This is a genomic window from Accumulibacter sp. (assembly GCF_029255145.1).
In the GTDB taxonomy this organism is placed as follows: Bacteria; Pseudomonadota; Gammaproteobacteria; order Burkholderiales; family Rhodocyclaceae; genus Accumulibacter.
In genome coordinates, this window is the sequence record NZ_JAPUVQ010000112.1 from 31,214 (window position 1) to 50,253 (window position 19,040).

The 19,040-nt window shown below is 66.5% G+C and carries 10 protein-coding genes (1 of these 10 cut by a window edge); 2 read left to right on the forward strand and 8 right to left on the reverse strand.

Translation table 11 applies throughout. The features are described from left to right. Nucleotides 1–11,771 carry the end of a CARDB domain-containing protein gene (locus tag Q1L50_RS12135; protein ID WP_300339115.1) on the forward strand. Its footprint begins 26,803 nt before the window's first position, so 11,771 of the gene's 38,574 nt are visible here — the last part of the coding sequence; its start codon lies beyond the left edge, outside the window; it ends in the stop codon at nt 11,769–11,771. A 246-nt stretch (nt 11,772–12,017) separates the two neighbouring features. Here Q1L50_RS12135 and Q1L50_RS12140 read toward each other — a convergent pair whose 3' ends face one another. Further along, complete coding sequence (locus Q1L50_RS12140; protein WP_300339117.1) at nt 12,018–13,934, reverse strand: ATP-binding cassette domain-containing protein; 1,917 nt, start codon at nt 13,932–13,934, stop codon at nt 12,018–12,020. Between the two features lie 125 nt (nt 13,935–14,059). Between Q1L50_RS12140 and Q1L50_RS12145 the strand changes: the two genes are divergently transcribed. After that, on the forward strand, nt 14,060–14,449 hold the full coding sequence (locus Q1L50_RS12145; protein WP_300339119.1) for a transposase: 390 nt from the start codon (nt 14,060–14,062) through the stop codon (nt 14,447–14,449). Between the two features lie 43 nt (nt 14,450–14,492). Here Q1L50_RS12145 and Q1L50_RS12150 read toward each other — a convergent pair whose 3' ends face one another. The 7 genes from Q1L50_RS12150 to Q1L50_RS12180 all read right to left on the reverse strand — a co-directional run bounded on the left by Q1L50_RS12150 (nt 14,493) and on the right by Q1L50_RS12180 (nt 19,002). Continuing rightward, complete coding sequence (locus tag Q1L50_RS12150) at nt 14,493–15,080, reverse strand: malonic semialdehyde reductase (RefSeq protein ID WP_300339120.1); 588 nt, start codon at nt 15,078–15,080, stop codon at nt 14,493–14,495. A 61-nt stretch (nt 15,081–15,141) separates the two neighbouring features. Continuing rightward, nucleotides 15,142–15,387 (reverse strand): CDGSH iron-sulfur domain-containing protein, encoded by a 246-nt coding sequence (locus Q1L50_RS12155; RefSeq protein ID WP_300339122.1) that lies wholly within the window; start codon nt 15,385–15,387, stop codon nt 15,142–15,144. Between the two features lie 93 nt (nt 15,388–15,480). Continuing rightward, nucleotides 15,481–16,050, reverse strand: a complete 570-nt coding sequence (locus tag Q1L50_RS12160) for a YceI family protein (protein WP_300339124.1) — start codon at nt 16,048–16,050, stop codon at nt 15,481–15,483. Between the two features lie 57 nt (nt 16,051–16,107). Then, nucleotides 16,108–16,677, reverse strand: coding sequence for a YceI family protein (locus Q1L50_RS12165; protein WP_366145233.1), 570 nt, complete (start codon nt 16,675–16,677; stop codon nt 16,108–16,110). 25 nt (nt 16,678–16,702) lie between these two features. Beyond that, nucleotides 16,703–17,248 (reverse strand): cytochrome b, encoded by a 546-nt coding sequence (locus tag Q1L50_RS12170; RefSeq protein ID WP_300339128.1) that lies wholly within the window; start codon nt 17,246–17,248, stop codon nt 16,703–16,705. A 28-nt stretch (nt 17,249–17,276) separates the two neighbouring features. Beyond that, nucleotides 17,277–18,116, reverse strand: a complete 840-nt coding sequence (locus Q1L50_RS12175) for a class III extradiol ring-cleavage dioxygenase (RefSeq protein ID WP_300339130.1) — start codon at nt 18,114–18,116, stop codon at nt 17,277–17,279. 19 nt (nt 18,117–18,135) lie between these two features. Beyond that, nucleotides 18,136–19,002, reverse strand: a complete 867-nt coding sequence (locus Q1L50_RS12180) for an SDR family oxidoreductase (RefSeq protein WP_300339132.1) — start codon at nt 19,000–19,002, stop codon at nt 18,136–18,138. Nucleotides 19,003–19,040 lie beyond the last annotated feature (38 nt).

Genomic DNA, 19,040 nt, shown 5'->3' on the forward strand with positions numbered 1-19,040 from the left:
CCGGCCCCGGCCAGCTTGGCGACTACACGGTGACCGCCTGGGTCAGCGACGGCCGGCCGCGTAACGCCACGACCTCGGCGGCCTTCAACCTGCGGGTGGTCGCCGACGCGACCGCCAACGCGCCGAAGATCCTGGTGTCGACTACCCCGAGCGCACCGGCCGTCCCCGGCCAGAGCGTGCTGGTCAGCGTCCGTGCCGATGCCTGGAGCGGCATCGCCAGCGTCGTGGCAGAAATGCGCGACAGCCAGGGCAGCGACTGGCAAAGCCTGGCGCTCGACGCCGCAGGACGGGTCAAGCTGCTGCCGACGCAGCCGGGCCTGATCGAACTGCGCGTCACGGCCACCGACCGCGACGGCTTCGTCAGCCGCCGCGTCGAAACGCTACGCGTCAAGGATCCGGCCGACACTACCGCCCCGCTGCTCACCTGGAGCGGGGCGCTGACCGGCGCCAGCGCCGACAGCCAGCCGCGCATGCTACGGGCTACCACCGCCGTCGCCGCGCAACTGACCGAAGCGCAACTGCTGGGCTGGCGCCTGCAAATGGCGCCGGCCGTCAGCGGCTCCTGGCAAACGCTCGCCGAGGCCCAGACCAACGCGGCGGCCAGCCCGATCGCGCAGGCCCTCGCCCTGCCCGATCTCGATCCCCGCCGCTTCGACAACGGCATTTACCGGCTGCGCCTGGCCGCCTGGGACGTCGCCGGCCGCAGCAGCGAGATCGCCGCCAGGGTGCTCATCGAGACGGCCGACAAGACCTTCGTCAGCCAGCTGCAAACCGACGCCAGCGTCACCCTGGCCGGCCACACCCTGGCGCTTGCTCGCCAGTGGCGCGAAGCGGAAGGCGGCACGGCGCTCGACCCGAAGCTCGACGGCGACTTCGGCAACTGGACGCTGCCGCTGCTCGCCACCCGGCTCACCAGCGACCAGCCGGCGACGCTGGCGAGTGGCGCCACGGCCGCGTGGTCGGAAGGCGCGCGGGTCTGGCTGAGCGTCCCCGCCGACCTCGCCGACGCCAGCGCCGGCCTGACGAACCTTTCCTTCACCTTGTCGACGCAAAACGAGCGCCTGGGCAGCGATGCGGGCGCACCGCAGCTCTGGCACCCCCGGTTCACTGCCGACCGGGGCTGGACGCTGCAGGCCCATGCCACAGAAGACCACTCGACGCCGGACAGTCTGCAGCGTCAGGGCGACCGCCTCTACGAACAGGTCCGCGGTCTGCCTTGGGTGCCTGCGGCCTACACGCTGAGCGCGCCCGACGGCACGCGCTACGCGCTTGACGCGCAGGGAGCGATCGGCAGCGTGCGCTTCGCCGATGGCCAGACCTGGCTGGTTTCGGACGCCGGCATCGCGGCGGTCGGCGGCGGCCCCGGCGAACGCATCGACTTCCTGCGCGACAGCTCCGGTCGCATCGTCCGCGTCACCGCGCCCGAGCAAGGCGCGGGCAACGGCCCGGGCCACGCCGGCAGCGGCGCCACGGCGATCGCCTACCGTTACGACGGCGCCGGCCGGCTGATCCTGGTCCGCCAGCTCGACGCCGCCGATCTGGGCACGCCGATCGCCTACACTGCCGACGGCCAACCGGTCGGCGAACCACTCGCCGCAAACCTCGGCGCGGTGACCAACTGGGGCGGCGGCACGGCCAACGCCTGGAGCGGCACGCTCGCCGGCAAGCGGCCTGCCGACCGGGTCAATCTGGCATTCGCCGTTCGCGAGAGCGAAATGGCATCGACGGTCCCTGCCCCCGGTGCCCGGGGAGCGGTGATCCTGGCGCTGGAGACGACGCTTCCGGCCGACGCCGAGGTGGAAGTCGTCGGCGCGCAGATCGTCGGCACGGCGATGGTGAACGGCCAGGTGACCCGGCTGCTGCGGGTCAGCGAAGCCGGCGTCAAGCTGATTCGCCTGAGCGGCACCGGCCCGGCGCAGCTACGGATCAGCCTGGCTGGCGACCTCAATCGTGACGGTCTGGTCGACGCCATCGACAGCCAGGCGTGGCAGCAATCCGAGGCCGCCAACGATGGCCTGGCCGACCTCAACGGCGACGGTCAGATCGGCAGCGCCGACCGCCAGATCCTCTACGCCAATACCGGTTTTCGCGCCAATCAGGCGCCCCTCGCCAACACCGACCTCGCTCCGCTCACCACCCACGCCGGACTTGCCAGCCGCGGCGCGCTCGACCAAATTGCCGAGGACCGCGAAGGCGACGGCCTGTTCTGGCGCATCCTCGGCAGCACGCACGGCGGCGCCAGACTGGGCGCCGACGGCCAAAGCATCGTTTTCACCCCGGCAACGGGCCATACCGGCGAAGCCACGGTCACCGTACAGGCCGACGATGGCTTCACTGCCGGCGCCCCGATCGAACTCAGGATCGACGTCAGCAGCGCCAGGCTGCTGCAACTGCACCTCGCGCAACTGCCGGCGCTGAGCACCGGCCAGTTCGCCCGCCTCCAGGCCACTGCCGACTTCGCGGACGAAAAAGGTGTGGTCATCACCGATGCCGCCTATCTCACGGTCAGCGCCGCCGCGCTCGGCGCGCTGGGTGGAACCTCGCCAACGCCCTTGCAGGTGGACGATTCGCGCGACCTCGTCCAGGCCAGCGGCGCAGGACCGGCACTGCTCGTCGTCACGCGCCTCGACACCGACGGGCGCCTGATCCAGGCGGTGGCGGCGACCAATATCCACGCCGCGGCCCTGCCCGTCGACCCGGATGCCAGCGACGACGAAAGCGATGCCGCCGGCGACGAAGTGCCGACCGTCGAGCCCGACGTCTACCCGGGAACGCTCACCCTGGTACCGGGCGACACGCGACAGTTGAAGGTGCACCTGATCGATCCATACCGCGAGCAGCCGATCGACATCCACAGCGCCAGCCAGACGGCCTTCGCCGGCACGCCGGAAGTGCTGGAAAGCTACACCGACCCGGACACCGGCGAGACCGTCGAACTGCTGATCCCGGCCACCCCGGCGGTGTATAGCGGTACCCGCTACCTGGTCTCGGACGCCAGCATCGCCAGCGTCAGTGCAGACGGACTGGTTACCGCCGTGCAGGCCGGCCAGGTGACGATCGCGGTCGTCCATCTGGCGAGCATCGTCGACGACTTCGGCAGCGTCAGCCAGCAGATCATCGGCCAGACCGACATCCGGCTCAACGTGCAAGCCGCCCAGGTCACCGACGACGACCCGGCCACCGCCACCCCGGCAGGGATCACCGTCGCCGCCGACGAAGGCGGCGTCGTGCAGGCCGCAAGCGGCGAAACGGTGATGATCGGCGCCGGAGCGCTGGCGGCGGACACGGTGGTCAGCATCCGGCGGATCGATCTGGCGAACCTCGCCAGCGAAACGGGAATGCCTGTGCCGGAACCGGCGCTCCTGCAGACCCTCGCGGCGTTCCGCCTCAATCTCGGTGAGCGCCCCAGCACACGCCCCGTCCAGCTGGCGATCCCGCTGCAGGACGATACCGATGTCGCGGTCGGCGACGAGATCCTCTTTCTGCGGCGCGGCACGGCGCCGGACCTCAACGGCGTGCTGCAGGACAAATGGTGGATCGTCGACAACGGCTTCGTCGGGCTCGATGCGCACGGCAAGCTTGTCGCCGGCACCGCCAGCCCACCCTACAGCGGCGTCAATGCCTCCGGCGACCTGCTTTGCGTCAAGACCACCGTCAACAGCCAGACCGGCGCGGTAAAGGTGCAGGGCTCGGGGCTCAACGTCTTCGCCCTGACGATGAATTCGCTGGCCATGGCGATGTCCGCGGGCTTCGCCGAAAGCGGCCTGTCCGGCGTCGGCACCGCGACCGGGCTGATCGGAACCCTCGCCGGCTTGTCCGAACTGTTCGCCATCAGCATGGACTTCGGCGGCGTGTACCAGGTCCTGCCGCTACAGAAGAGCAGCGCCAACGGCGAGCTCACGCTGAGCATCGCGTCACCGCCGGCCGGTGGGTCGGGAAGCGCCAGCAATGGGTCGCCGACGATCACCGCTGTCCAGATGCTGGCCTCGGGCAAGCTCCGGCTGACGCTGGACCAGATCCAGCCCGGGACGGCTGCCGGCATCCCAGCGCAGCCAGCGGCGCTCAGGGTCTGGCTCTCGCCGGAGGCGCTGACCGTAGACCAGGACGGCAATGCCGGCTCCGAACTCTGGAGCGACCAGCAGCCGACCCGCCGCGACGGCATGCGCCTGTGGCAGCGGCTGCTCGACGTCGAACCCCTGGCCGCCGGCGCCACCAGCATGACGCTGGACCTCGACCTTCCCGAGCGCTTGGCGATGGGTCTGCACCGGGTGACCGTTCAACGCCTGCTGCAAACCCTCGACCCGGCGGTTCCCGGCGCGACCCGCTGGCTGGCCGACGGCGACCCCGCCAGCGTCACCGTCGAAGGCCAGACCGACTTCAGCGTCGTCACCCAAGACCAGGCCATCCGGATTTTCAGGAACGGCCAGCTGCTCAAGGAAATCGGCTACCAGGATGCCAGCGGCAATCCGGCGAGGGTCAACGGCAGCAAGACCGACCAGATCGCCTTCAGCCTGGATAACCGCCTGATGTTCGTTGCCGGGACGGGCGGCGAGATCCATGTAATCGATACCGCAACCCTGAACCTGGCCGCGACCTTCAGCGTCGGCACCGCCAACGTCAGCAGCCTCGCGGTCTCCGGACAGTCGCTGTATGTCGCCGAAGGCGGCCACTACAGGCCGGGCGGCCATCGCCTGTTGCGGGTGAACATCGACGAAACCGCTGCCGACTTCCTGGCGATCGAGCAAATCGACCTGCCTGCCGCAGCGAGCGGGTCCAACGCACCCTACGGCTACCTCGACCTGGCGATCAGCCATGGTGTGCATTCGTATCTCGCGGTGACCGCCCCCAGGCACAGCGCAGGCGTTGCCACCGGACGCGGCCAGCCGGAGAGTGGCAAGGTCTTCATCCTCGACCTCGACCAACTGCTTGAACAGCATGGCCACCTCGCGGCAACCGGCGCCGGCGCCTTCCTGCCGGTCGATTTTCCCGCGCAGCAAGGCAAGGCACCGCAGTTCATTTCGTCTGCGGGAATCCAGGGCAACACGCTCCGCCTGCTGCTGAGCGACGCCCTCGACCAGAATGCCGGACTGGCGACGGTGACCGTCGACTTGCGCGATACCGGCCAGTTCAATGGCGCAGCGGTGTTCAGGCAGGTCGCGATGTCGGGTACGCTGCCCGGGATCAGCCGCCTGGACGGGAGCTATCAGCTGAACATCCAGCGGGCGCAGTCGCCCGCGGCCGTCGTCGCCCACAACGGCATCGACTACGCGCTCGTTGCCGACTACTTTTTCGACTTTGTCGATCCACTGTACGGCCTTGACGACCCGCAGAACGGCGCCCGACAGATGGGAGGCAAAATCGGCATCGTCAAGGACCCCTTCGGCGCCCATCCGGAATACCTGGGTGCGACGTCGCCGATCATCGACGCCAACTTTTCTCGTCTGCAGGTGACCGGCGCCGGCCGGACGCTGTGGGCCGACATCCGCTACTGGCCGACGATCGGCGAAGCGCCGCCAGCAAGCGGGATGCTGGTCTGGGATCTGGAGCAACTGCTTGCCGCCGCAGAAAGGAATTCGCTCGCCAGGCAGGCATCGACGAAGCCGCTTCCGATCGATCGTGAGCGCGTCAATGGCGTCACCAGCCAGGTCGTCACGCCCAGCAAGCATGATCTCGCGAACAGCCAGCAGCTGACTTCCGGCTGGGTGTACGGGATGGCCACCAGCACCTTCCTGAATCCGGATGCGGTGGAATTCACGACGCCAGTCGATGGCGGCCACTTCCTGAAGACGAGCATCGAGCCCGACCCTGACCACCAGGTACCCGTGTTGAACTACGGCGACATCGTCCGGGTAGACCTCTTCAAGCTGATCCGCGATCAGTACGCCAACACCCTCGCCGGGTTGAAGGACGCGGATCTCCTCGTCAATTGGGACAACATCGAGGCCAGCGGCGCGGCGCAAGTCGTCAAGGATGCCAAGGGCTTCCTGCTCACCGCCGAACGCGAGGACGGACTGGCTTCGGTGGCAGCCGCTACCGCACCGACCTACAAGGGGCTGCAGGCGGTAAACACCGACCAGGGCAAGAAGACGCTCAGCCAAAGCGGCGTCATCTTCCTGGCGCCGATCATTGACGTCAATCGCCTCCGGATGGGCAGAGACCTGCCTGCTGGCGACATCTCGATTACGATCAAGGGATTCGACCGGAAAGACCCGGAAAAGGCCCTGTCACTGAAACTGCGCGTGGTCGACTACCAGAAAGCGCCCGACACGGTCTTCTTTGGCGATCGGCCGCTGAACAATCCGGGGTATCACGCGTTCGCGCTGGAAAGTTCCGTCGGTGCTGGCGCAGAGAACACCAACCAACCACTCGATGTGTGGCGGGTGGAGCAGAGATTGCGGTATCTTGGGTTCCCTGCCTATCAGAAAGGCTCAGGCACCAACATCAAGGACTACACCGTTGATGGAAGATTCGACGGGGACGAAAAAGCTGCCCTCAAGCTGTTCGAAAAAATCATTCGCTTCCGCGTGCCGGGCGAACCTGGTTATTCGAAGGACGGAACAGTGAGCAATGGAAAGCCGGACCCGAAGGCGGTTGGCAACAACAAGTACACCGGCGATTTCAACGGCGCCGACGGGGCGATCGCGCCCATTGATGGGCCGATCATCCCCGGCGACAACACCAGCGGAACATCCATCGAGTGGCTAAGCGCGTACAACGCGCCGCACTGGATGGATATTGGCGGGCAGATGGAATACCGGGGGAACACACAGCAAACGAGCTACAGCCTACCCCGATGGCAAAATGGCGACTCAAAGAAAGAGACCTATGGTGTCAGTTGGATGCGCGACTTGATGCGGGCTCAAGAATACGCTGATCCGCGATACCTGGCGGGCTTGACAACTACCGGATCCCGATTCACCGCTGGAATTGATGGAAATGGAGGCAACCCGGGCAAACATAGTGCCCACTGGCTGGGAATGAGCTTTGATCTTTCCGTCAAGCCCTATCTGGATGGGTATTTCATGAGTAGCCAAGCGGCCGAATTCCCGGCGACAATCACCATTGGAACTCTGACAGCGCCCATTCCAGCGAAGAACAACGACTTCGCCTGGAGCAATGTCGCTGCCTTGGAATTAGCTGAGCAACTAAAAAATGAGCTCGATCCGGTTCATGGGAACGACTTCATGGGCAACGCCCTGCGCAACTTCCTAGCACTATATTCGGTGACGAGACAGGATCCACTTCCGTCCAGCTTTGGCGTGGATTCCCTGCCCGCTCGCAATGGGGAACGGGTTCGTAGTGCTCTCTTCGGCGATGGGGCGTTGACCGGCAGCCTGATCCAGCGAGTTATCGTCGGAGGAAGTGGGCCCGGTGAAGCGCAGCATCTTCGAATGGGCGAAATCCTCGACTTGCTTGGGCTGAGTGGCTGGCGAAGGCTCCAAGTTTCACCGCACCATCATCACTTCCACGTGGACCTCCACGCCCCAAGGCTTGCGAAAATCAGTAATTCCTCGTCTTTAATCGCTTCGTCTGTTTCGGCAAAACCGTCCGTAGAGGAGAGCACAATGGTTCCGATGGATATTCAACCGCTCTACGAAAGCCGTGACTTTTCCGTTCTGGTGGCGCAAGTAGCGCCGCTTGGGAATTACGACGCAGTCCTAGGACAGTGTCGGTTTGCGGAGCCAGGAGCCCCACTTGATTCTGCGATCAATGGGATTCCGGTTCTAAGCCCTGTTGCCCAGTTCCTAAGGCTCCGACCAGGCCAGCGTCTTACTGATGTGCAAGTGAGAGTACTAAATCCACCCAAGCACGGCATCCTTGAGCTCGACCCGCACGAATCGTACCCGACCGGCGGCAACCATCACTACTTTCCGAATGTTGATTATCGAGGAAAAGATCAGATAACTTTCGAGGTACAAGCTAACGGCAAGCGATTTAAGGTCGTCTTTACCATGTACGTCGCCGACAGTGTCGATAATGTTCCGGCAGACATGCTAATAAAATGTCCTAGGGAACATCTCTATTATCGGATTTCGTCACCAAGCGACAACGCAAATCTAAGAGAAGTATCTGTCGATGGGCAACCGCCAATCTACGCCGTGCTGCCAGTGTCCCACGCGGACGCTATGATCGCAGAATATGATAATGTCGCCCTGGTACGCAGTGAACTTGCACATGCCGCCTTAGGGGAGGCATTTAGCGAAGGCCGCAACTTTACCATCACCCTCTCCCCCACCGCCGCCGGCCACGGCTGGTTCATCGACCCCACCCCCGCCGACAACGCGGAATTCCTTCCCACCAGCAATCCCCTGGAGTGGATCGCCAGGCCGGGTGGCGGCGCCGAAGGCAGGGTGGACCTGCGCACCGTCCTGCTGCACGAGTACGGCCACGTCGTTGGACTGGAGCACACCGCCGACAGCCACGACCTGATGGCGTCGACGCTCCTTCCCGGCGTCCGCCGGCTGCCCTCTTCCAGCGAACTCGCCGCCCTGCGTGGGCTGCTCTTCGGCGCCGACTCGGCACCGCTGCCCTACGACCCGTTCACCCCACCCGGCGCACCGCTGCCGCTGAGCCGCAGCCTGGGAAGCTCGCACAGCAGCCGCATCCGGCCCTCGGAGCCGGCCGATTCGAGTGCCGGCAGCCAGCGTCCTGGCCGCAGCCAGTTCGACACCGCCGCCAACCTGACGCTGGAGAACCCGACCTTCACCAACGGCAGCGGCTGGACCACCACCGGCGAAGTCCTCTTCGTCGGGGACAGCGCCACCCTGAAGGAAAGCGCCGCGACACAGACCCGGCTCAATCAGGCTTTCGTGATCGGCGCCAACGATCGCTTCCTGGCTTTCAACTTGAGCGGCATCGCCCTCGATGATATCGATGGCGCCCCCGACGACGCCTTCGAAGTCGCCCTCATCGACGCCAGCAGCGGCCGCTCGCTGCTGCCTGGCACCGGTCTGGCCGACAGTGACGCAATCCTCAACCTGCAGGCCGACGGCAGCGAGCACCTGGCGGCGGGCGTCACGATCGTTGGCAACCCGGACGGTAGCCGCAGCGTCCTCATCGACCTGGCCGGCGTTGCCGCCGGCACGGTGGCAAACCTGTCCTTCGACCTGATTGGCTTCGGACGGGGCGCCGCTGCCACCAGCAGCCAGGTCACGATCAGTCAGCTCCGGCTCGGCGGCGCCGTGCGGGAAGCCCGCGACGACGAGGCGACGACCGCCGAAGACACGCCGATCACCCTCGACCTGACGGGCAACGACCCTGGCGCCAGCCAGCCCGGCGTCTCGCCGGTGCTGGTCGACGCGCCGATGCACGGCGAAGTCACGGTCACCGCCGACGGCAGCTTCACCTACCGTCCCCAGGCCGACTGGCATGGCGACGATCGTTTCACGTACCGCCTGCGTGGCAATGGCGTCGATTCCAACGTCGCCGTTGTCAGCCTCACCGTCACCCCGGTCAACGACGCTCCCACCATCGTCGCGCGCAGCGTCACGCTCGATGAAGACAGCGAGGTCACGCTCGACCTTCTGGACGGGGCCAGCAATGTCGATGGCGACGCGTTGAGCGTCGCGACCGCGAGCCCGCGGCACGGCACGCTGGTCGGCAACGCCGACGGTACCATCACCTACCGTCCGGTGGCCGACTTTTGCGGCGAGGACAGCTTTCTCTGGACGGTCAGCGACGGCGAGCTGCAGACCGCGAGCCTGCTGCGGATCACGATCAACGCGGTGAACGATGCGCCGGTCGCTGCCGACGATACCGCGACGCTTGCCGAGGACGGTCACATCGTCCTCGACCTGCTGGACAACGACCGTGACGCCGACGGCGATGCGCTGGCGCTGATCGTCGACCACCCGCCCGCGCACGGCACCCTCACGCGCGACGCCGAGCAGCGCGTGATCTACACGCCGGACGCCGACTGGAGCTGCGAAGACGCCTTTGGCTACCTCGTCGACGATGGTCTGGCGCGTTCTGGCGTGGCCACGGTGCGGCTGATCGTCTCGCCCCTGGCCGATGCACCGACGCTGGCGCTGATCGACCGCGCGGGCGCGGCGCGCGAAGTCTTCCGCACCGGCTGGGAGAGCGTTGCGAACGCGGACGGCGCTTCGACCGTGGTCAAGCAGGACCAGCTCGAAGGCTGGCGGCTGGTCAACCGGCCGCCAGCCAGTGCCGATGGTGGCTTCGAGGTCTGGAGTAGCGGCGACCTCCTGCTCAATTTCCAGGGCAAGTGGCGAACGCTGTCGGCGGCTGCCGGCAATGGCCGGAACTGGCTTGAACTGGCCTACGCGGGCGGCAGCCTGCACCCGACCCAGGCGATCGAGCGCAGCATAGACACCGTCGCCGGGGCGACCTACACCGTGTCGCTCGACCTGGCCGGCGAGCCGGGCTACAGCGCCGACTTCGCGCGCGTCGGGATCGCCGTCGATGGCCAGCCGATCGGTTCGGAGGCCAGCACCAGTCCGCTGGACGGACTTGCCTGGCAGACCCGCAGCTTCCAGTTCGTCGGTCGCGGCGGTCCGCAGACGCTGCGCATCGCCGCCGAGCCGGCGCGCTATCCGGGCAGGGGCCGCGGCCTGATGATCGACGACATCACGCTCCGTGAAGCGCTGCCGGCCGGTACCGGTTTCGAAGATACCGCCATCCGCCTGCCGGCGATCCGCGGCGGTCTCCTGGATGCCGACGGCTCGGAGGCACTCGAGATATTCATTGAAGGCTTGCCGCCGGCGGCGACGCTGAGCGACGGCGTGCACCGGTTCACGGCCACCGGCAACGCGGGTGGGAACGAGGAGGCGAGCGCGGCCGGCGTGCGGATCACGGGCTGGAATCTCGAACAGCTGTGGTTCACGCCACCGCCCGATGCGAACGGCCGCTTCGCGCTGACGGTCGTCGCGACGGCCATCGAGCAGGCTAATCAGGCTCGCGCCAGCACGTCAGCCACTCTGGCGATCACGGTGCTGCCGGTCAACGACGCGCCGGTGGCACGCGATGCGCGCCTGACGCTGCCCGCCGGCGGCCGGATCGACATCGACCTGGCGGCGCTGGTCGGCGACGTCGATGGCGATACGCTGACGCTGAAGGTCGGCGATCCGGGCCACGGGACGGTCGCGCGGAACGCCGACGGCACCTGGCGCTACGTCCCGCAACCGCGCTACAGCGGCGCCGACGGTTTCACCTTCAGCGTCGCCGACGGTGCGCTGACGGCTACGGCGACCATCCGCCTGACGGTTACGCCGGTGAACGATCAACCGGGGCGGACGCCGCCGCCGCTGGCTTTTTCCGCCTGGCGCGCCGGCCATGCACCATCCATACGCGATCGCGGCGATCTCGATCTGGCTGCTCTGGCAATCGACGGCCGAGGCGTCACCGTGGCGTCGATACCGTTCACCGACTGCGCGCCGGCCATTGATGCCGATCGGCTGGCGGTCGATGAGGGCCAAGGTGGCCCGGGCGACCGGGGTAAGCAGCGCTTCGCGGCGCGCTCGACGACAGCGCCGGATTTCCCGGCCAGCGGCCCGGGCAGGCCCGCTTCGCTGCGGGTGCTCGCCAGCGCCGCGCTCGCTGCGGGTCGGTCGAGCGGCGAGCGTCAGGTCGTGAGCCAGCATGGCGGACAGCCCACACCGGCGGCGACGATCGACTGGCGCGGCAAACCAGCGGCCGGCCTTGGCGGCGCAGTGATCCAGCAGAACAAGTGGCTGGCCGAGTTCCTCGGCGTCCAAGCCAGGCAGAAAAGCCGTCCCGACCTGCCCGCCTGGCAGATCACGATCGACCGCTGAGTGGGCGCGGGATTCGACAGCCGGCAACCGGAACGAAAAGGGCCAGACCTGCGCCCATCGCCGACCTTGCCCGCCCGCAGCGGCGCGGTTGCCCTCGAGATCCCGGAATCACGGCGGACACCGCGACCCACCAGGCGGCCCGCTCCCGCGCGGCAAGAAATACCTCGGCGCAGACCGATCCGCGAAGGCCTTGGTCCCCGTGCGACGAGGGCCGGCTAGCGAAACAAGCAGCGCTACAGGGCAGCTCTAGCCCTCGAGCGCTTCCCAGCGCTCCAGCAGGACGAGCAGCTGCTCGTCAATTTCGCTCAGGCGCGTAGACAGTCGTTGTGCTTCGTGCGCTTGCGACTGGTACAAGGCGGGGTCGGCCAGGCGTGCACCGATCTTCTTCTGCTCGGCCTCGAGGGCGCTGATCCGCTGGGGCAACTCCTCCAGTTCGCGCGCCTCCTTCCAGGACCGCTTGCCGCTGCCTGCCGACTTCTGGCTGGCGGGCTTCGCCGTCTCGGCCGGGCGCAGATCGCCGCGTCTGGCGTTGCCCGCCGCCTGCGCCTCGTCCTTGCGTCGACCCGCCTGATAGTCCGCCCAATCCTGATAGCCGCCAGCGTACTCGCGCCACACCCCGTCCTCTTCGGCAGCGATGGTCTGGGTGACGACGTTGTCGATGAAGGCCCGGTCGTGGCTGACCAGGAACAGCGTGCCGCGGTATTCCTGCAGCAACTCCTCGAGCAGTTCGAGCGTCTCGATGTCGAGGTCGTTGGTCGGCTCGTCGAGCACCAGCACGTTCGCCGGGCGGGCGAACAGGCGGGCCAGCAACAAGCGATTGCGCTCGCCGCCGGACAGCGAACCGACCAGCGAACGCGCGCGCTGCGGCGCAAAGAGGAAATCGCCCAGATAGCTGATCACGTGCTTTCTCTGGTTGCCGATTTCGACAAAGTCCGAACCCGGTGAGATGACGTCGATCAGCGTCGCATCGTCATCGAGCTGGCTGCGGAACTGGTCGAAATACGCGACCTGCACCTTGGTCCCGAGATACACCTTGCCGGCGTCTGGCTGCAACTCACCGAGAATCAGACGCAGCAGCGTCGTTTTGCCAGCGCCGTTCGGACCGATCACGCCGATCTTGTCGCCACGCTGCAGGCGGCACGAAAAGTCGCGCACCACGCTCTTGTCGCCGAAGCTCTTGCTGACGTGTTCGAGCGCGGCCACCAGCTTGCCGCTCTTGACGCCGGCGTCGAGCGCCAGATCGACCTTGCCCTGCCGTTCGCGCCTTGCGGCACGGTCCCGGCGCAGTTGTTCAAGGCGCAAGACGCGGCCTTCGTTGCGCGTCCGGCGGGCCTTGATCCCCTGCCTGATCCACACTTCTTCCTGAGCCAGAAACTTGTCGGAGCGGGCATTGTTCGCCTCCTCGTCGTGCAGCATCGCCTCCTTGCGCGACTGGTATTCGCCGAAGCTGCCGGGACACGACAGCAAGCGGCCACGGTCGAGTTCGACGATCCGCGTCGCGACGCGCTCGAGAAAGCGCCGGTCGTGGGTGATGAACGCCAGCGTCACGTTCGACGTCACCAGCATTTCCTCCAGCCATTCGATGGCGCCGATATCGAGGTGGTTGGTCGGCTCGTCGAGCAGCAGCAGGTCCGGCGAGACGGCCAGTGCCTGCGCCAGCGCCAGACGCTTCTTCTGGCCGCCGGAAAGCGTGCCGACCAGCGCGTCGGCGTCGAGCGAGAAGCGCTGGATGACGCGTTCGGCCTGCGCCTCGAACGACCACGCGTGCCGCGATTCAAGTTCGCTCTGCAGCTCCTGCATCCGTTCCAGGAGCACTTCGTGATCGGCGTCGGTCTCACCCAGGGCATGCGACACCTCGTGGTACTCGGCGAGCAAGGCGGACAAGTCGCCCATGCCGGCAACGACCGCAGCAAAGACGCTCAGCGCCGGGTCGAAAGGCGGCTCCTGCGGCACATAACCAATGCGCAGTCCGGGCTGTCGCCAGACGCTGCCGTCGTCAAGCCCGCCGCAGCCCGCCAGCGCGCTCAGCAGCGAGGACTTGCCGGTGCCGTTACGGCCGATCAGCGCGACGCGTTCGCCGGGGTCGAGTTGGAAGTCGGCGTGATCGAGGAGCGGCACATGGCCAAAAGCGAGCGAAGCGTCGGCGAGAATCAGATACGGCATGAGCGCTGGTCAATTTCCGGTGGATGGCAGGGGGCAATTTTACCCTGTTGATGGCGGCGCCGCCCCAAGTTCACAGCGACCGAAGTCGTCGCGGCCGGGTGCCGCGGCTGCCACAGCCCTGACGCATGAGTGCGCCAGCGCTGTACTCTCAAAGCCTGGGGGTAGGTGGGGAAAAAAGCGTTCGCACGAGGGGGCTAAACAGCCGGAGGAACTTCGCCAAACTCGCCGAACTCTCCCGGGAAATGCTCAACGACTGGGAAGCGATCATCCGCCCGCTGCTCGACCTCAGCCTGCCGCTCACCAACAATGCGGCCGAGCGTCTGTTGCGCCACTGGGTCATTGCCCGTCACCTGAGCTTCGGTACCCGCGGCGAGCAAGGAACCCGAGCCTTTGCTTTGCTCAGCAGCATCATCGATACGGAAGGCGTCCGCTTGCGATTACCTCACCGCCGCCCTCCAGGCCGGCCGCCAGGAACTACCGATGCCGCCTTTGCCTACCGTCTCGGTAGAGAGTGATTGGCTACAGCGGTACAGCCGGTCGCTCGAGCCGCCCTGCCCGTTACGCGATCTCGCAGGCTTCCTCGAAGCTCAACCGCGGACCACGCGGATGCAGGGCTGATGGATCGCCGACGCCGAGGTTGCAGAGAAAGTTGGCCTGGTAGCGCCCATCGGGGAAGAACGCGGCGTTGAGTTTGTCGCCGTCGAAGCCGGACATCGGACCACAGTCAAGGCCGAGGGCGCGGGCGGCCAGAATCAGGTAGGCGCCCTGCAGGGTGCCGTTGCGAAAAGCGGTGCTGGCAGCCAGTTCGGGGTTGCCGGCAAACATCGGCCTCGCGTCGTAGGCCGGAAACATCGTCGGCAGGTGTTCGTAGAAGCGTGTATCGGTAGCGATGATGACCGTCGCCGGGGCGACCAGGGTCTTGTCGAGGTTACCGGGCGACAGCGCCGGTGCAAGCTTGTTCTTGCCTTCCGCGCTGATCACGAAGACCAGTCGCGCCGGCTGGCAATTCATCGACGTTGGGCCCCATTTCATCAGGCTGTGGAGGCGGCGCAGCGTCGCCTCCGGGATCGCTTCCGGGGCGAAGCCATTGTGGGTTCGCGCCTCGACAAAAAGCTGATCGAGCGCTTCGGCGGGCAGGGCTGGCATGGGGTCTCCTTGGCGGATTGAGGCAGAGGCTGCCGGGTTGACTGGACTGACGGGCTTGTCCCTACAGTTTCTTGTGAGTGCCGTCACACAGCGGCGCGTTGGCGCTGTGCTTGCAGCCGCAGAAATAGAGCGTTGTCGACTGCTCGGCCTTGAACTCGCGGGGGGTAAAGGCGCCGCCCTTGTGACTGCCGTCGCAGAAAGGCTGGTTCTTGCTGTTGCCACAGGCGCACCACCAATAGCTGGTGCCGGCTTCGACGGCGACGGCGTAGGGGGATTTCTGGGCGATGTTGGGGCCGTTTTCACCCATGCTTGTCTCCAGTTTGTTGCGGCTCACCGAGGGTGATGATCCGGCTTTGGGCGGGTGGAGCCTGCGGACTGCGTTGCCCGCTTGCTCGGCAGTCTACTGCTTTACCGCTTCGACGGCGATGTTCAGGGTCACCTCGTCGCTGACCTGTGGCGCGTGTTTGCCGGCGTTGTACTCGGACCGCTTGATTCTGGCGACAGCGTTGGCGCCAATCGCGTCCTTCTTGACAATCGGGTGCGGCATCGCCTGAAACGAAGTGACGGTCAGGGTCACCGGCCTGGTGATCCCCTTGATCGTCAGCTTGCCATCAATCGCTACCGGCTTGTCGCCGTCGAATCGGACCGCGCTCGACTTGTAGGTAATCGTCGGGTACCTGGCGGTATCGAGCAGGTCTTCGGCCTGGATGTGCTCGTTGAACAGCGGATAACCGGTATCGACCGACCTGGCGTCGATGGTGATGTTTACCGATCCGGTCTTCGCCGCACGGTCGAGAGTGATCGTGCCCGACGTCTTGTTGAAGCGCTGCACCTGGTTGGAGAAGCCGAAGTGGCTGTACTCGAAGCGCGGGTAGGTGTGCGTCGGGTCGACCGCATAGGTCTCCGGCGCGGCAAACACCGGCCCGGCGAAAACGCCGGCCAGGGAGATCAGGGCGATTTGCTTCTGCATGCGTTGGCTCCATGAGTTGGGCTTGCGTGAAAAATACTGACGCCTGCGGGTTACTGCTTATCGGCTGCCGGCAGCGGGCCCAGCAACGATGTGGAACTTGATCTGCACTTCGTTGGCGACCGCGCCGAGGTCGGACCACACGCCATCACCGATCGCGAAATCGAGCCGCCTGAGGACAAAGGCACCGTCGAAAACACCGTTGCCACCGGCCCGGCGGAAAGTGAAGGGGGCGCTGACTTCCCGCGTCCTGCCCTTGATCGTCAGCTTTCCGGCCAGTTCGAACCTGTTGTCACCGAGTGGGCGGATCGACGACGAAACGAACACCGCCGTCGGAAAGGACTTGACGTCGAACCAGGACTTGCCAACAACCTCGCCGTCAGCGTCCGGCGAGCCCGCATCGACACTGGCCAGATCGAGTTCGAGCCTGGCCTTGGCGGCTGCCGGCCGCGCCGGATCGAAAGCCAGCGTCGCGGCGAATTTCCTGAAGCGGCCGTCAACCGGGACGCCCATCTGCCTGGAAACAAACTGCAGCGTACTCTGGTCGGCCTGGAAATGCGTAAACTCGACCGCCTGCGCGGAACCGCAGGCCAATACCAGCAGCGCCTGGGCGAGGCGCAGGGCGTTCACGGTTTTCTCCATTCGGGCACCGGGTTCAGCGACTTCGCTGCGCCCAGGGCAGCATCCTCGACAAGACGTCGTCGCGGTCCAGCAGATGATGCTTGAGAGCCGCGGCGACATGCGCGACGACGAGGACGGCCAGGGTGTAGTTGAGAGTCGCGTGCACGGTCTCGAGTAGTTCGCCGAGTGCCTTGTCCTTGGCCAGCAGATCAGGCAAGGGCAAGACGCCGAAATAGACGGTCTGGAAGCCCTTCGCCGAACTCATCAGCCAGCCGGAGAGCGGAATGGCGACCATCGACAGGTAGAGCAAATGGTGCAGGGCATGTGAGGCGGCCTGCTGCCAGCGCGGCATCGCCGCCGGCAGCGCCGGCGGCGGGTGACCGGCACGCCAGGCGATGCGCAGCAGAACCAGCAGGAAAGCGCTGACACCGGCCCACTTGTGCCAGGAATAGAGCTTCAGCTTCTCTGGCGACAGCGCCATTTCGCTCATGTAGAGGCCGAGGCCGAACAAGCCGGTCAGCAGCACGGCCATCAGCCAGTGCAGCGCGATTGCCGGGTGGGTGTAGCGGGTTGCGGGCATTGGGTTCTCCTTGCGACCAAGACCAGGATCAACGGACGGACTGCGACTGGTGGTCCTGCGCGTGCTCGCTGGTGGCAGGCCAGAAAGCGAAGCTGTCCATCGCCAGAACGCCCGAATCGATGCCGGCGTAGAGGCGTTCTGGCCGGCAACCGGCACCGGCGGCACCGAGAGCGACGTACAGCGGCAGCAGATGTTCCTCGCTGGGGTGGGCACGGGCTGCGTGCGGCGCTTGCTGCCGATAGCCCAGCAAGGAGCGCTGGTCGCCAATGGCCAGGTGCCGCCACATCCACTCGGCGAACTCGCTGACGTAGGCAGGCGTTTCGCCGCCGGCCACGGGCGCGCCGCGGAAGTCCGCCAGGTTGTGGGTGAGATTGCCCGAAGCCAGCAGCAGTACGCCGTCGGCAAGCAGCGGCGCGAGCGCACGGCCAAGCCGGAAATGCGGCTCGGGACCGACGCCGCTGAGCAAGGACACCGGCACCACCGGAATATCGGCCGCCGGGTACATCAGGCGCAAGGGGGTCCAGGCACCGTGATCCAGACCACGGCTGCAGTCGACCCGGACGTCGAATCCGTCCTCGCCAAGCAAGCGGCGAGCCTCCTCGGCGACGCCGGGGTCCGACCGTGCGGGATAGCGAACGCGGTAGAGCGCCGCCGGAAAGCCGCTGAAGTCGTGAATCGTCTCGAAGTCGGGCGCGACGCCGACGGTCGGCGCTTCGCTCTGCCAATGCGCGCTGACCACCAGGATCGCCCGCGGCCTGGGCAGGTCGGCCGCAACGCGGGCCAGAGCGGCGCCAGCCGGACCGGGGTCGAGGACCATCGTCGGTGCGCCGTGGCCGGCAAAAAGCGAGGGGAATGAGCTGTTGATCATGTGCATTTCCTGTCCGAGTTCAGCGGGCGCCGAAGAGTTCCTGCGCCAGGCACGCCAGCGGCCGCGGTGGATGCCCGACGAGGGTGGCAAAGTCATTGCTCACCCGGTCGAACTTGCCGGCCGCCACCGCCGAGTACATGTTGGCCAGCGAGCGCGCCAACCAGCCCGGCACGCCGGACGCTTCGAGCGCGTCGGCGTAGGCGTCCTCGCTGACCGCCTGGTAGCGCACCGGCTGGCCACTGACTCTGGCGACCGCGGCGGCCACCTCGTGGTAGTCGTGCGTCGCCTGGCCAGTCAATTCGTAGACGCTGCGTGCCAGCGCCGGCGCCAGCGCCGCCGCCGCAGTCGCTTCGGCAAGTTCGGCGCGGCTGACGAAGCTGGCGCGACCGCTTCCGGCAGGCAGCTGGAAGACGCCTGTTGCACGTCCTGCGCCGACGGTCATCGGCAGGAAGTCGGCATAGAGCGGGTTGCGCAGCGCCGTGAATTGAAGGCCGCTGGCTGCCAGATCCGCCTCGGTCGCCCGATGGACGGCGGCGAAATCGGCGGGCGAATCGGCGGCGACGTCGATCAAGCTGGTGTACAGGACATGTCTGACACCAGCCGCCCGTGCGGCGGCGATGGCATTCCGGTGCTGGGCGATGCGGACCTCCTTCGGGCCGTCGGTCGACACCAGAATCAGCGTGTCGACGCCGGCAAAAGCGGCAGCCAGCGTTTCCGGCTGGTCGAAGTTGCCCTGGCGGACGGCGATGCCGCGTTCAGCGAGATCGGCGGCCCTGCGCGGATCGCGTACGCTGGCGGCGATGCCGGCGACGCGGCCACTACGGGCGACGAGCTGGTCGACAATGCCGCGTCCGAGGTGGCCGTTTGCTCCGGTGACGAGGATCATGCTGTTCTCCTTGATGGCTTCGCGAGGCTTGTTCCTGG